The sequence below is a fragment of the Burkholderia crassaminum genome (genome assembly GCF_964265005.1).
Lineage (GTDB): Bacteria > Pseudomonadota > Gammaproteobacteria > Burkholderiales > Burkholderiaceae > Burkholderia.
The window spans coordinates 3,507,076-3,520,857 of record NZ_OZ183800.1; the positions used below are offsets into that span (position 1 = coordinate 3,507,076).

General features: G+C 67.6%; 12 protein-coding genes. 10 read left to right on the top strand and 2 right to left on the bottom strand.

The window, feature by feature from the left end:
• The first annotated feature begins 80 nt into the window (after positions 1-80).
• The 5 genes from ACPTTF_RS32850 to ACPTTF_RS32870 all read left to right on the top strand — a co-directional run bounded on the left by ACPTTF_RS32850 (position 81) and on the right by ACPTTF_RS32870 (position 5,968).
• Positions 81-701, top strand: a complete 621-nt coding sequence (locus ACPTTF_RS32850; RefSeq protein WP_423369784.1) for a LysE/ArgO family amino acid transporter — start codon at positions 81-83, stop codon at positions 699-701.
• A 385-nt stretch (positions 702-1,086) separates the two neighbouring features.
• The gene (locus tag ACPTTF_RS32855; RefSeq protein WP_423369785.1) at positions 1,087-2,034 is read left to right on the top strand and encodes an aldo/keto reductase; all 948 of its coding nucleotides are present in this window, start codon (positions 1,087-1,089) and stop codon (positions 2,032-2,034) included.
• 220 nt (positions 2,035-2,254) lie between these two features.
• Entirely contained in the window at positions 2,255-3,043 is a 789-nt protein-coding gene (locus tag ACPTTF_RS32860) for a hypothetical protein (RefSeq protein WP_423369786.1), read from the top strand.
• A gap of 234 nt (positions 3,044-3,277) precedes the next feature.
• Positions 3,278-4,258, top strand: coding sequence for a helix-turn-helix domain-containing protein (locus tag ACPTTF_RS32865; RefSeq protein WP_423369787.1), 981 nt, complete (start codon positions 3,278-3,280; stop codon positions 4,256-4,258).
• A 144-nt stretch (positions 4,259-4,402) separates the two neighbouring features.
• Positions 4,403-5,968 (top strand): GMC family oxidoreductase, encoded by a 1,566-nt coding sequence (locus tag ACPTTF_RS32870; RefSeq protein WP_423369788.1) that lies wholly within the window; start codon positions 4,403-4,405, stop codon positions 5,966-5,968.
• Positions 5,969-6,066: 98 nt separating this feature from the next.
• Here the strand turns inward: ACPTTF_RS32870 and ACPTTF_RS32875 are convergent, their stop codons facing one another.
• Positions 6,067-7,047 carry a helix-turn-helix domain-containing protein gene (locus ACPTTF_RS32875; RefSeq protein ID WP_423369789.1) on the bottom strand — a complete coding sequence of 327 codons (981 nt, stop codon included), beginning with the start codon at positions 7,045-7,047 and terminating at the stop codon, positions 6,067-6,069.
• 184 nt (positions 7,048-7,231) lie between these two features.
• Between ACPTTF_RS32875 and ACPTTF_RS32880 the strand changes: the two genes are divergently transcribed.
• From ACPTTF_RS32880 to ACPTTF_RS32900, 5 genes are all read left to right on the top strand, one after another.
• Positions 7,232-7,765, top strand: a complete 534-nt coding sequence (locus ACPTTF_RS32880) for a cupin domain-containing protein (RefSeq protein WP_166955681.1) — start codon at positions 7,232-7,234, stop codon at positions 7,763-7,765.
• Positions 7,766-7,783: 18 nt separating this feature from the next.
• The gene (locus tag ACPTTF_RS32885; RefSeq protein WP_423369790.1) at positions 7,784-9,088 is read left to right on the top strand and encodes an MFS transporter; all 1,305 of its coding nucleotides are present in this window, start codon (positions 7,784-7,786) and stop codon (positions 9,086-9,088) included.
• Between the two features lies 1 nt (position 9,089).
• Complete coding sequence (locus ACPTTF_RS32890) at positions 9,090-10,211, top strand: 2,3-butanediol dehydrogenase (protein ID WP_423369791.1); 1,122 nt, start codon at positions 9,090-9,092, stop codon at positions 10,209-10,211.
• A complete protein-coding gene (locus ACPTTF_RS32895; protein ID WP_423369792.1) occupies positions 10,189-10,911 on the top strand; it encodes an SDR family NAD(P)-dependent oxidoreductase in 723 nt (240 codons plus the stop codon). Before ACPTTF_RS32890 ends, ACPTTF_RS32895 begins: the two co-directional genes overlap by 23 nt.
• A gap of 176 nt (positions 10,912-11,087) precedes the next feature.
• Positions 11,088-12,179, top strand: a complete 1,092-nt coding sequence (locus ACPTTF_RS32900; RefSeq protein WP_423369793.1) for a porin — start codon at positions 11,088-11,090, stop codon at positions 12,177-12,179.
• Positions 12,180-12,289: 110 nt separating this feature from the next.
• Here the strand turns inward: ACPTTF_RS32900 and ACPTTF_RS32905 are convergent, their stop codons facing one another.
• Complete coding sequence (locus tag ACPTTF_RS32905) at positions 12,290-13,780, bottom strand: aldehyde dehydrogenase family protein (protein WP_423369794.1); 1,491 nt, start codon at positions 13,778-13,780, stop codon at positions 12,290-12,292.
• Positions 13,781-13,782: the final 2 nt, after the last annotated feature.

The following is a 13,782-nucleotide window of genomic DNA, read 5'->3' on the forward strand; positions in this document are numbered from 1 at the left end:
AGCTTCTCTTATTTTCATGCTGACCGCAGACTAGCGCTACCCGATTCATCCGTCTACCGCTTCCACTGCTGTCATCCATCATGAACTGGCTCGCTTTTTCCCACGGCGCCGCACTCTGCGGCTCGCTCATCGTCACCATCGGCGCGCAGAACGCATTCGTGCTGCGGCAGGGCATCATGCGCTCGCATGTCGGCAAGATCGTGCTGCTGTGCGCACTGTCCGACATGATCCTGATCGGCACGGGCGTCGGCGGCGCATCGGTGCTCGTCGAACGCTATCCGACCTTCGTCCACGCGGTGCTGTATGTGGGCCTCGCGTATCTCGCGTGGTTCGGCATCAACGCGCTGCGCCGCGCGTTCAAGCCGGGCCATGAAACGCTCGACGTGCGCGGCGATGCGGTCGCCCCGCCGCCGCAGAGCGGGCTCGCCATCGTGCTGATGACGCTCGCGTTCACGTGGCTCAACCCGCACGTGTATCTCGACACGTTCCTGTTGATCGGCACGGCCGGCGCACGCGAGCCGGAAGGCGCACGGCTCGCGTTCGCGATCGGCGCGATGTCGGTCAGCGTCGTGTGGTTCCTCGGGCTCGGCTACGGTGCGCGACTGCTCGCGCCGTGGTTCCGCAAGGCCGTGGCGTGGCGCGTGCTGGACGGCGCGATCGGCAGCATGGTGCTGTTTCTCGCGGCCGTGCAGTTGCGCTGACCGGCTCACCCTCGCACGGGCGGCCGCTTGCCGCCCGTCGTCGCGTACGCTCCGGCGCAACGCCGGAGCATTCACCTTCCCGCCCTCCCGCCTGCTTCCACCCACGCGCCGTTCCGCGTCCCGCTGCGCCAGCGTCAACAAAAATCGGTTCCCGATCGAACGCAGCCACACGAAGCGCTCACGCAACGGACGCGGTGTCCGCCATGCGCATCAAGCGATCCGCTATCGCGACGGCGCGCCGCCTGCACGAATCGGAGCGATCGGCGAGAATGTCCGGCGTCCCGCGACAACGGCGTGACCGCACCACGTACCCCGTCGTCTCGCCGTGATCGCCTCGGCCCATCCCGCAGTTCCCTTCCGTCACCCGCAGATATCGGAGCAGAACATGGCACACCGCACCCTCGGCACGTCGAACATCCAGGTTTCACCGCTCGCATTCGGCGGCAACGTCTTCGGCTGGACCGTCGACGAGAACACATCGTTCGCGCTGCTCGACGCACTCGCCGACACCGGCATCAACTTCATCGACACAGCCGACGTCTATTCGGCCTGGGCCCCCGGCAACAGCGGCGGCGAGTCGGAAACGATCATCGGCAAGTGGCTCAAGCGCTCCGGCAAGCGCGAACAGGTCGTGATCTCGACCAAGGTCGGCCTGCTGGCCGCGCGGGCGGGCCTGACGAAAGACAACATCCTGAAAGCCGCCGACGATTCGCTGCGCCGCCTGCAGACCGACTACATCGACCTGTATTTCTCGCATAGCGATCTCGCCGATACGGCCCCGCTCGAGGAAACGCTCGGCGCCTATCAGACGCTGATCGACGCGGGCAAGGTGCGGATCATCGGCGCATCGAACTACAGCGGCGCACGCCTGCGCGAAGCCGCCGACGTCAGCAAGCGCGACGGCCTGCCCGCGTACCAGGTCATCCAGCCCGAATACAACCAGCTCGATCGCGCGGACTACGAGCGCGATCTCGAACCGGTCGTGCGCGACCTGAAGCTCGGTGTCGTTAACTATTACGCGCTCGCGAGCGGCTTCCTGTCGGGCAAGTACCGCAGCGAGGCCGACCTGAAGAAGAGCGTGCGCGGCGATCGCGTCGCCGGCTATCTGAATGAACGCGGGCTGCGCATCCTCGCGGCGCTCGATGCGGTGGCGGCGAAGCACGGCACGCAGCCGGCCGCGATCGCGCTCGCGTGGCAAATCGCTCGGCCGACGATCACCGCGCCAATCGCGAGCGCGACGTCGCTGGCGCAGTTGGAATCGCTTGGCGAAGCGATCCGAGTCACGCTCGATCAGGACGACATTCGACGAATCGACGAGGCCAGCGCGGCCTGAGGTCGTCGGTAGCAGGCCGGTCGATCGGATCGCGCGGTCTGCGCGGTTCCGCGACCGGCCCGTGTCATGTGCACGACCTTGTCGCCGCACTCGCGGGGCCGGTAATTCGTGAGTGGCGGATGGATACAATGGTGTGCGTCCGGGCGGCCCGCCGCACGGCCCGACATGGCCGGACCGATATCCGTGACGGCCGGACCAACACCACGCACACGGACCGCCCATGCCCCGGAACACCCGTCGCACCCGCTACGCCTCCCCGTTCGCCGCCATGCTTGCCGTGCTGTTCGCGTGCGCGCCGGTCGCGTCTTACGCAGGCTGGTACGAAGTCGCGAACTACACCGGCGCGATCGGCAATGCGCCCGTCCACGTATCGCTGCAGACCTACGATGCAATCAACCGCAACGACGCGGGCCGCTGGCGCGTCGACGGCAGCTACTACTACGATGCACATCGCAAGCCGATCCCGTTGCAGGGCCACCGCGAGCCCGACGGCCGCGTCACGCTCTGCGAAGCATCGCTGCCCGCATCGAACGCCGAGTCGCCGGTCGTACCGGCCGCCTCCCCGTCGCGGCCGAAGCCCTGCCCGATCGCCTTGAACGTCGCCGGTAGAACGGCAACCGGCACCTGGGACGACGGTCGCAAGACATTCCCGATCACGCTGAACGAAGTCGGGCGACTGAACGACAACGACCAGGATCACCTCCAGCTCGACGGCACCGTCGATATTCCCATGTGGTATCGCACGAAGACGCACATGCTGGTTGGCGTCTACGCGCTTTCCGACAAGTGCGGCATTGCCATGCAGTCGCTGCGGGCCGTAAACATCGCGACGGGCCGCATCGACCGCACGATCCCGCTCGACTGCGACGCGGGAATGGTGATGACGTCGATCTACGCGAACGTCGCCGACGCGCGGCGGGCCGGCTACGTCAGCGTCGAGTACCGCGGCGGCAAGATGGGTTACGAGCAGGACGTGTCGCTCGGGCTGACGTCGTCTTCGTCAAGGTAGGCCGGCGGCACCTGTCTCCCGTGCGTAGCGAATGCACGCCACATAGCTGAAAACCGACATCGTGTTTTGACCGAAACGGCCGCTTGTGTTGACTCAGCCGGACATCGATCGCGCCGCCGCCCGCAACGCCCCGCTGCAAGCGCGTCACACGCCCTTCCCGGGTCTTTCACGGATTGACCGCGCCGTTCCACGTGCCCGAGACTGCGCCGCTCGAGCGGTCATTGGGAGAACGTCATGCCGGACACCAGCACGGAGATCGCAACGATCTCGACGCGCGCCGTACGCGGCCACGAACGCGTCGACTTCTGGGTCGACCATGTCGCGCGCACGCTCGTGCGGATCGAATGCAGCGGCAAGTCGTCCGAAGGCATCGACGCGACGCTGCGCAGGCGCGATCTCGGGCTGTTCGGTGCCTGCGACATCGTCGCGAACCGGCATGCGGTCGTGCGCACGTCGCACAACATCCATGCGGACCAGCGCGACGCCGTGTTCATCTGCCTGATGCACGCGGGGCAAGGCTATACGTTCCAGGACGTCGACTGCATGCAGCACGGGCCCGGCGACCTCGTCCTCTACGACACGTCGATGCCGTACGGTCACGGCTTTCCCGCCGACATGGCGATGACCGTGCTCGACGTGCCGCGTGACGTGTTCGAAGCGCGCGTCGGCCCGTGGCGCTACCGCAGCCTGGTCAAGATCGACCGTGACGACGGCGTCGCATCGTGGGCCGTGCGGCAGGTCTACGCGCTGCTCGCCGCACCGCAGGAGCCGACGCCCGATGCGCGCGAACGGCGCGCCGCCGCGATACTCGATCTCGTGCAGTCGACGCTGCGGCTGCGCGACGGCGACGCGTCCCCGACCAAGTCGACCGTCCACACGCTGTCGCGCGCGAAGGCGTTCATCGACAGTCATCTCGCCGACGACGACCTCGACAGCCAGTCGGTGAGCCGCGCGATCAACCTGTCGCCGCGCCAGCTCGCGCGCGTCTTCGAAATCGAAGGAATGCCGCTCACGCGCTACATCCTGGCGCGGCGGCTCGAGCGCTGCCGCGCCGACTTGCGCGACCGGTCGCTGAAGCACCTGACGGTCAGCGAAATCGCGTTCCGCTGGGGCTTCAACAACAGCGCGCACTTCAGCCGCAGCTATCGCGCGCGCTTCGGCGAGACGCCGAGCGAGTCGCGTGCGTCGGCACCGGCGCCGGCCGACGCGCGATAGTCCGCCACCGTCCCCCGCCACCGTGTCCCTGCGAGGCAAGCACGGCGTCCGTTCCGGTCAAATGGGGCCGCATAGCGGCCGCTAAGCTGGCTTCCTGCGTGGCGGCACTCGTTTCGCCGCCGAACAGCAAGGAGAAGAAGCAGGATGGAGACGTACGACCATATCGTCGTCGGCGGCGGCTCGGCCGGCTGCACGGTCGCGCACCGGCTGGTGAAGGCCGGCAGGCGCGTGCTGCTGCTCGAGGACGGTCCGAAGGACGACAGCCTGTTCATCCGGATTCCGGCGACGTTCATCCGCGTGCTCGGCACGCGGCGCACGGTCACGTTCGAGAGCGAGCCGCAACCCGGTGCGGCGGGACGCAAGACCTACGTGCCGCAGGGCCGTACGCTCGGTGGCGGCAGTTCGGTCAACGCGATGCTGTACGTGCGCGGCACGCGCGACGATTACGACGACTGGGCCTCACTCGGCTGCACGGGCTGGGGCTGGGACGACGTGCTGCCCGTGTTCAAGCGCGCCGAATCGCACCTGCGGCTCTCCGAGCCGTTTCACGGCACCGACGGGCCGCTGAAGGTCGGCGACACGCGCTTCCGGCATCCGTTGAGCCTCGCGTTCGTGAAAGCCGCGCAGGAAACCGGCATCGCCTACAACGACGATTTCAACGGCGCCGCGCAACATGGCGCTGGCTTCTACCACACGACGATCTTCGACGGGCAGCGCGGCAGTACCGCGGCCACCTATCTCGCCGCCGCGATCGGCCACCCGAACCTGCGCGTGCTGACCGGCTGCCGCGTCACGCGCATCCGGTTCGACGGCCGGCGCGCGACCGGCGTCGAATGGCGGACGGAAAGCGGCGCGACGGGTTCGGCCGCCGCACGCGCCGACGTCGTGCTCGCGGCCGGCGCGCTGAGCACACCGAAGCTGCTGATGCTGTCGGGCATCGGGCCCGGCGCGCACCTGCACGCGCACGGCATCGACGTGTTGCACGACAGCCGCGACGTAGGCGCGAATTACCAGGATCATCTCGAAGTCTCGATCTACGGCCGCAGCCACGCGCCTGTCAGCCTGCTGGGCGAGGATCGCGGGCTGAAGGCGTTGCGGCACGGGCTGCAGTGGATGCTGTGCCGCACGGGCCTGCTGACGTCGAACGTCGTCGAATCCGGTGCGTTCGTCGACACGACCGGCAGCGGCCGCCCGGACATCCAGTTCCACGTGCTGCCGACGCTCGTCGGCGACGTCGATCGCGAGCCGCTGCCCGGCCACGGCCTGTCAATCAACCCGTGCCTGCTCAGGCCGCGCTCGCGCGGCTCGGTGCAACTGCGCGGCAACGATCCGGCCGCGCCGATCCTGTTCGACAGCGGCGCGCTGTCCGACCCGGCCGATGTCGACGGTCTCGTGCGCGGCGTCGCGCTCGCGCGGCAGATCATCCGCGCGCCGTCGCTCGCCCGCATCGTGCGCGAAGCCGAGACGCTGACCGATACGGCACTCGCCGACTACGTGCGGCGCCGCGCGAAAACCGTCTATCACCCGGCCGGCACCTGCCGCATGGGCAACGACGAACACGCGGTCGTGACGCCGCGCCTCTCGGTGCAGGGCGTCGAAGGCTTGCGGATCTGCGATGCGTCGGTGATGCCGCGCATCGTGTCCGGCAACACGAACGCGCCGACGATCATGATCTCGGAGCGCTGCGCCGAATTCATGCTGGCGGAATGACACGACGCGGCGCGGCGCGTATGCGCCGTCGTTCACTGTACTAAAAGAAACGGCGCGTGAGACACGCGCCGCCGCTCCATCCGCATCGACTGCCGGAATCAGCCCCCGGCCGTACGTGCCGCCTCGCGCAGCGCCATCGGCGACGCGCCATAGCGCTCGCGTATCGCACGGCTGAAGTGCGCCTGGCTCGAGAAGCCCCAGCGAAACGCGATTTCGCCGACACTCGCCTTGCGCAGCCGCGCATCGGTCAGCTCGCGATGCGCATGCGACAGCCGTTCCGACCAGATGTGCTGCGTGATCGACTCGCCTTCGGCCGCAAAGAGCCGGCTCAGATGTCGCAGCGACAACCCGACCGCGTCGGCGACGGCCTGCGGCCCGAGCTCCGGGTCACCCAGGTGCGTCGCGATGTACTGCTTCGCGGTCAGCAGATACGACAGCGACGCGCGCGATGCGCCTGCACCGTTCACCTCCGCATCGATGAGCTCCGCGATCAGCGTGCGCGTGTGTTCGGCGAACTGCGCGGCGTCGCGCTCGACCGGATCCTTCATGAACCGCTCGACACTCGCGCGCAACGTCGCGCCGAGCATCGCGCCCGCGCCGGGCTTCGGCGCGATCCGCAGCGGCAGCGCCGCCAGTTCCGCATCGAGCCGTTCGTCGAACGTCGTGATCGGGATATCGATCAGCAGCTGCCGCATCGGCGTGAGGAATCCGAATAGATAAGGCACGCGCGTGTCGTAGACGACGACATCCCCGGCTTCCGCGAGCAGGCACCGGTCGCGCTGGATGAAATACGCGCGGCCGCTCAGGATCTGGCACGCGAACAGCGACTCCTTCGGCAACTGGCGCACCAGCGCTGGGCTGCGTTCGATCACGTGATCCTGGCCGCTGATGTCGGCGAGGCCAAGGCCCGGCAGCGCGATATCGGTCTTCTCGACCTCGAGCCCGGCCGGCGATAGCGACGAGCAGCGCAGGCCGACCAGCGTCGCCGCGTTGAACGCGTCCCAGTACGCCATCCGGTCGCGCACCGGCACGTCGGCGGTCGAGCCTCGCGTGCGGGAAAAAACGGTCGAATTCGTCACGTCGCCTCCTGCTGGCGCCCGTCGTACGGAGCGGCATGCATTGCGGAATTGGGGGATGGATCGTTTAAACGTCGTGCGGTGCGATGTCCGGCCCGATCAAGCAATTCGTCCAGCCCAGTCAAGAGCGGCGCGCACCTGCTGGCTAAAGTCGAGCCCACGACACCCAAACACAAGGAGACGAACCGTGGTCGACAAAGCCGTAGCCGAATTCTGGCAAAACATCCCGCCGATTGCCAATCCGTTCAAGCCCGATGCGTTGCCCGAAGCGTACATCGCGAACGCGGCCACCGACGACGAGCGCTATTACGTTCCGTTCACCGAAACGGTTTCGTCGCGGCCGCTGTGGATCTCGCCGTCGCAGAACAAATGGTGCGACATCCTGATGGCGAAGCAAGCAGGGCTCGTGAACCGGCACTATCACCCGCACGAGGTGTTCGCGTACACGCTGTCGGGCAAGTGGGGCTACCTGGAACACGAATGGACCGCGACGCGCGGCGATTTCGTGTACGAGACGCCGGGGGAGGGCCACACGCTCGTCGCATTCGATCACCCCGAGCCGATGCGCGCGTTCTTCATCGTCAAGGGGCCACTGATCTGGCTCGACGACGAAGGCAATCCCGACGGCTACTTCGACGTGCACTCGTACATCGCGATGTGCAAGGCGCACTACGAGAAGGTCGGCCTCGGCGCGCAAGCGATCGAGAAGCTGTTCCGCTGACGCGCGGCGAGGCTCACCATGACATCCCCTTCCTCCTCCAGGCCCGCATGGACGTACGAGAACAGGCTGCTGCTGATCCTGTTCATGACGTTCGGCTTCGTATTCTTCGACCGCCTCGCGCTGTCGTTCCTGTTCCCGTTCATGTCGGCCGAGCTGCACCTGACGAATGCGCAGCTCGGCATGGTGTCGTCCGCGCTCGCGCTCACGTGGGCGTTGTCGGGCGCCGCGACCGGCGCGTGGTCCGACGCGCGCGGCACCCGCAAGCCGCTGCTGATCGCCGCCGTGATCGGCTTTTCCGTGTTCTCGGCGCTGTCGGGGCTCGTCGGCGGCTTCGCGAGCCTGATCGCGTTCCGCGCACTGATGGGCATCGCCGAAGGCCCCGTGCTGCCGCTGTCGCAATCGCTGATGGTCGAGAGCTCGACGCCGAGCCGCCGCGGGCTGAACATGGGCCTGCTGCAGGGCTCCGCCGCCGGCCTGCTCGGCGCGATGATCGGCCCGCCGGTCGTGATCGGCATCGCGACCGCGTACGGCTGGCGCCACGCGTTCTTCGTATCGTGCATCCCCGGCTTCCTGATCGCGTTCTGCATCTGGCGCTGGGTCCGCGAAAGGCCGCCCGGCGGTGCACGGCATGCGCAGGCCGACACCGTCGGCGCGCCGGCCGCGGGCGGCGCAGCGATCAGCCGCTGGGCGCTGCTGAAGGAACGCAACATCCTGCTTTGCATGCTGATCAGTTGCTTCTTCCTCACGTGGTTCATCGTGATCATCTCGTTCGCGCCGGTGTTCCTCGTCGAGAGCCGCCACCTGTCCCCTGCCGACATGGGCGTCGTGATGACCTGCCTCGGCGCCGCGTGGGTGTTCTGGGGTTTCGCGGTGCCCGCGATCTCCGACCGGATCGGCCGCAAGCCGACGATGATCGCGTTCGCGCTGATCGCCGCCGCGTGCCCCGTCGCGATGATTCACGCGAATTCGCTGGGGGCGCTCTGCGCGCTCGTACTCGCGACCTACACGGGCCTCGGCTGTTTCACGCTGTTCATGGCGACGATCCCCGCCGAAACCGTCGCGCCCCGTTCGATCGCCAGCGCGCTCGGGCTGATCATGGGCGCCGGCGAACTGATCGGCGGCTTCGTCGCGCCGACCGTCGCCGGCTTCGCCGCCGACAAGTACGGCCTGCAGTTCGCGATGTGGACGTCGGCGACCGGCGCGATCCTCGCGTGCGTGCTGTCGTTCGGCCTCGTCGAAACCGCGCCCGCCGTGCTGCGCAAGCGCGCGCTCGCCGGCACGGCCGCGAACCGTCTCGATACACAGAACCTCGGAGGACGCTGACATGCGTGCACTTCAATGGCATGGCCCGCGCGACGTCCGTCTCGTGGAAATCGATACGCCGCGCGCCGGGCCGGGCGAGGTACGCATCGCGGTCGCGTATTGCGGCATCTGCGGCAGCGACCTGCACGAATACGCGGACGGCCCGCACGCGATTCCGGTCGACACGCCGCATGCGTTGTCCGGCCGCACCGCGCCGCTGACGCTCGGCCACGAGTTCTGCGGCACCGTTGTCGAAGTCGGCGAAGGCGTGACGACGCTGAACCCCGGCGATTGTGTCGCCGTCGAGCCCGAATATCGCTGCCACCAATGCGCGTACTGCCGTTCGGGGTCGTACAACCTGTGCGTGTCGATGGGCTTCGCCGGGCTGATGGGCGACGGCGGGATGGCCGACTTCGCGGTCGTGCCCGCCTACATGCTGTATCGGCTGCCCGACGGCGTGAGTCTCGAACAGGCCGCCGTGATGGAACCAGCCGCCGTCGCGCTGCACGCGCTGCGCCGCGCCGAGCTCCGGCTCGGCGATACGTGCGCGGTGTTCGGGCTCGGGCCGATCGGCCTGCTGCTGATCCAGCTCGCGAAGCTGCAGGGTGCGACGACCATCGTCGCGGTCGACGTGTCGCCCGAGCGCCTCGCGGCCGCCGCACGCTTCGGCGCAACGCACACGTTCAATGCGCGCACGCTCGACGCGTCCGTGCTGCGCGACGCGATCCACGAGGCGTCGGGCGGGCTCGGTGTCGATGCGAGCTTCGAGGCGGCCGGCTTGCCGGCCACGTTCGAGGCGGCAATGCAGGCACTGCGCAAGGGCGGCCGCGTCGTGATGGTCGGCCTGATGCCCCAGGCGGGCTTCGACGCGTTCCGCGCGGTCAACGACGAACTGACCTTCACGGCGAGCGTCGGCTACCGGCATGCGTACGAGGACCTGCTGCGCATCGTCGCGTCGGGCGCGCTCGATCTCACGTCGATCGTCACGCGCACCGTGTCGCTGGAGGACGCCGTCGCCGACGGCTTCGACGCGCTGCTCGCCGATCGTACGCAGATCAAGATCCTGGTTTCCCCCGCGCAGCGGCACGCGCGCTCCACCCACGCCGTCGAGAGTATCGAACATGAGTCGCCAGTGGTTATTTGAGGGCAAGACCGTCGCCATAACGGGCGGCACGTCAGGCATCGGCGCGAGCACTGCGTGGCGCTTCGCGGAAGCCGGCGCATCGGTCGTTGCGCTTGGGCTCAACGCGAACGGCGCACATGCGCCGGTGCATCCGCGCGTCCGGTGCATGGAGCTGGACGTGACCGACAGCGACGCACTGACACGCACGATCGCCGCCTTGCCGCGGCTCGACGTGCTCGTCAACGGCGTCGGCATCAGCCGGCATGCGGACGAATACCGGATGGACCAGTTCGAACTCGTGCTGAACGTGAACCTGACGTCGGTGATGCGCGCGTCCGACGCCGCGTTGCCGGCGCTGTCCGTACAAGGCGGCAGCATCGTCAACGTCGCATCGATGTACACGTACTTCGGCAGCAAGGACCGCCCCGCGTACAGCGCGAGCAAGGGCGGCATCGCGCAGCTCACGCGCTCGCTCGCGCAGGCGTGGGCCGATCGCGGCATTCGCGTGAACGCGGTCGCCCCCGGCTGGATCGACACGCCGCTCAGCAGCGGCCTGATGGCCGACACGCAGGCGTCGCGCCGCATCCTCGAGCGCACGCCGCTCGGGCGCTGGGGCACGGCCGACGAAGTTGCGGACGTGATCCTGTTTCTGTGTTCGCCCGGTGCATCGTTCGTGACCGGCGCGGTCGTGCCGGTGGATGGCGGGTATTCGACGGTCTAGCGCGCGGCGCACGGCGTGTCGGCGGGCGGGCAGCGCTCCCCGATGCCCCGTGCGCGACGCGCCCCGTTCGGTTGCACCTGATTCGGGATCGTTCCGGTTCAGGTTTCTTCATATCAATCAGTAGTCCAATCAAAAATATCCGACCCGATCGGAAACATGTGAGGAGCACATTGGAGATGACGAAAAAGACCCTTCTGGCGCTCGCGGCATGCGCCATTCCCGCCGTGGCGTTCGCGCAAAGCAGCGTAACGATGTTCGGGCTGATGGACGCCGGCATCAGCTACGTCAGCAACGAAGGCGGCCACGGCAATGCGAAATTCGACGACAACATCTTCTTCCCGAACCTGCTCGGTTTCGAAGGCAAGGAGGATCTCGGCGCGGGCACGCGCGCGATCTTCCGGCTCGTGAACCAGTATTCGCTCGGCAACGGCTCGATCATCGGCGGCGGGCTGTTCGCGCGGCAGGCCTACGTCGGGCTGGAAAACGACCGCTACGGCAAGCTCACGCTCGGCAACCAGTACGAGTTCATGGTCGATGCGCTCGCCGGCAGCGGCAACGAGATCGCGCAGGATCTCGTCGGCCTGTACGGCTTTCGCAACGGGCCGTTCGACAAGCTCGCGCTGCCGAACAACCCGACCGGCGCGTTCGACTGGGATCGTGTCGCGGGCAGCAATCGCGTCGCGAACTCCGTCAAGTACACGAGCCCGTCGCTGTCGGGCCTGACCTTCGGCGCGCTATACGGTTTCGGCAACGTCGCGGGGTCGGTCGGCGCGAACAACACGGTCAGCGTCGGCGCGAGCTACGACAACGGCCCGTTCGGCGCGGGCGCGGCCTATACGAACGAGAAATACGGCGCGGCGGCCGGGCTGCCGGCCACCAGCGTGCGCAACTGGGGCGCGGGCGTGCACTACACGCTCGGCACGGTCACGGGGAAGGCGCTCGTGACGACCGTGCGCAACGCCGCGAACGGCGCGGGCGTCTGGTCGGCCGAGGCCGGCGCGTCGTGGCATCCGTCGCCCGCCTGGGTGGTCGGCGCGAGCTACACGTACATGAAAGGCAACGACACGCTCGACAACGCACATGCGCACCAGTTTCTCGCCGCCGTCCAGTACTGGTTGTCGAAGCGCACGATGGTGTACGTGGCGGGTGTGCATCAGCGCGCAAATCACGGCAGCAACGCGCAGATCAACGGCGTGATGGATGCGAACGGCGCGTCGAGCGGCGCGCTGCAATCGATCGCCCGAGTCGGATTCAGTACGCGGTTCTGACGGGGCGGGATCGATTGCGTCGCCCGCGTCGCCGGGCCGACGCAACCGATCGGTTTGGGTCGAACCGGCGCGTTACCGGGCCTTCATGCGGCAACGCGCCTGTCCTGCACTCAAAAGCGGATCGTCACGGATTTCGGTTCCGTATAAGCGTCGATGAACGCCGACCCGTATTCGCGGCCGACGCCGGACCCTTTCGCGCCGCCGAACGGCACGGCCGGATCCACCAGCGTATGCATGTTCACCCACACGGTGCCCGCCGCGATGCGCGGCACATGACGAAGCGCCTTCGACAGATCGTTCGTCCAGAGGCTAGCGGTCAGCCCGAACGGCGTGTCGTTCATCATCGCGATCAGTTCGTCCTCGTCGTCGAACGGCACGAACGCGCCGACCGGCCCGAAGATTTCGTTGCGGTACACGCTCGACTGCAGCGACTTCGGCACGACGAGCGTCGGCTTCACGTAGAACCCGTCGCGCGCATACGCGCCGCCGCCCGCGACGATGTCGTCGCCCTCCGCTTTCGCCTGCGCGAATGCATCGAGGCACTTGCGGAACTGCGGCTCGTTGCAGACCGGGCCGATCATGCCCGCGTCGTCCATCGGATCGGACGGCTCGAAGCTGTCGAGGCGCGCCTTCAGTTTTCCGACGACTTCATCGAACTGCGAACGATGCACGAAGAAGCGCTCCGCCGACGCGCAGATCTGCCCGCTGTGCAGGAACCCGGCCTCGACCACGCCGTCGAGAATTTTCTCGACCGGCGTATCCGGCAGGAATGCGGCCGCGTTCTTGCCGCCCAGTTCGAGCGTGAAGCGCGTGAGGTTCGCGTTGACGGCTTCTTCGCCGATGATGCGGCCGGTCGGCACCGAGCCCGTGAACGAGACCTTCGCCACGCGAGGATCCCGAATAACCTTTGCCCCGACCTTGCCCGCACCGTTGATGACGTTCAGCGTCCCCGGCGGCAGGCCCGCTTCGGTACCGAGCTCGGCGATACGCAGCATCGTCAGCGGCGTGAATTCCGACGACTTGATCAACACCGTGTTGCCGGTCGCGAGCGCCGCACCGAATTTCCATACGGGAATCATCACCGGGAAGTTCCACGGGATGATGCCGAAGACAACGCCGAGCGGCTCGCGCAGCGTAAACGACGTGTACCGCTCGCCATTCATGCTCGGAAACGACGGCGCCAGCGTTTCGCCCGCGATCTTGGTCGCCCAGCCCGCGTAGTAGCGCAGCCAGCGCGCCGACCACGCGACCTCGATCATGCGCGACACGCCGATCAGCTTGCCCGATTGCGCGGTTTCGATCTGCGCGATCTCCTCGCCGTGCGCATCGATCAGATCCGCGAACCGCAACAGGATGCGCTCGCGATCGGCCGGTGTCATGCGCGCCCACTCGCCGCGAAACGCGCGATCGGACGACGCGATCGCGGCCTCGATCTCGTCGTCGGTCGCCTGCGCGACGGAACCGACCACCGCTCGCGTCGCCGGGTTCACGACCTCGATCCGTTCGCCACCGCGGCCGGCCACCGCCCGCCCGTCGATGTACTGACCCTGCTCGCGCGCGAGAAACGCTTTGACTTCGTCCAGCATCTGTACCAGCGCCATCT

Coding starts and splice junctions, on each gene's coding strand:
- ACPTTF_RS32890 (WP_423369791.1), top strand. CDS start 9,090: ATGCGTGCACTTCAATGGCATGGCCCGCGCGACGTCCGTCTCGTGGAA.
- ACPTTF_RS32850 (WP_423369784.1), top strand. CDS start 81: ATGAACTGGCTCGCTTTTTCCCACGGCGCCGCACTCTGCGGCTCGCTC.
- ACPTTF_RS32900 (WP_423369793.1), top strand. CDS start 11,088: ATGACGAAAAAGACCCTTCTGGCGCTCGCGGCATGCGCCATTCCCGCC.
- ACPTTF_RS32905 (WP_423369794.1), bottom strand. CDS start 13,780: ATGGCGCTGGTACAGATGCTGGACGAAGTCAAAGCGTTTCTCGCGCGC.
- ACPTTF_RS32870 (WP_423369788.1), top strand. CDS start 4,403: ATGGAGACGTACGACCATATCGTCGTCGGCGGCGGCTCGGCCGGCTGC.
- ACPTTF_RS32885 (WP_423369790.1), top strand. CDS start 7,784: ATGACATCCCCTTCCTCCTCCAGGCCCGCATGGACGTACGAGAACAGG.
- ACPTTF_RS32855 (WP_423369785.1), top strand. CDS start 1,087: ATGGCACACCGCACCCTCGGCACGTCGAACATCCAGGTTTCACCGCTC.
- ACPTTF_RS32895 (WP_423369792.1), top strand. CDS start 10,189: ATGAGTCGCCAGTGGTTATTTGAGGGCAAGACCGTCGCCATAACGGGC.
- ACPTTF_RS32865 (WP_423369787.1), top strand. CDS start 3,278: ATGCCGGACACCAGCACGGAGATCGCAACGATCTCGACGCGCGCCGTA.
- ACPTTF_RS32860 (WP_423369786.1), top strand. CDS start 2,255: ATGCCCCGGAACACCCGTCGCACCCGCTACGCCTCCCCGTTCGCCGCC.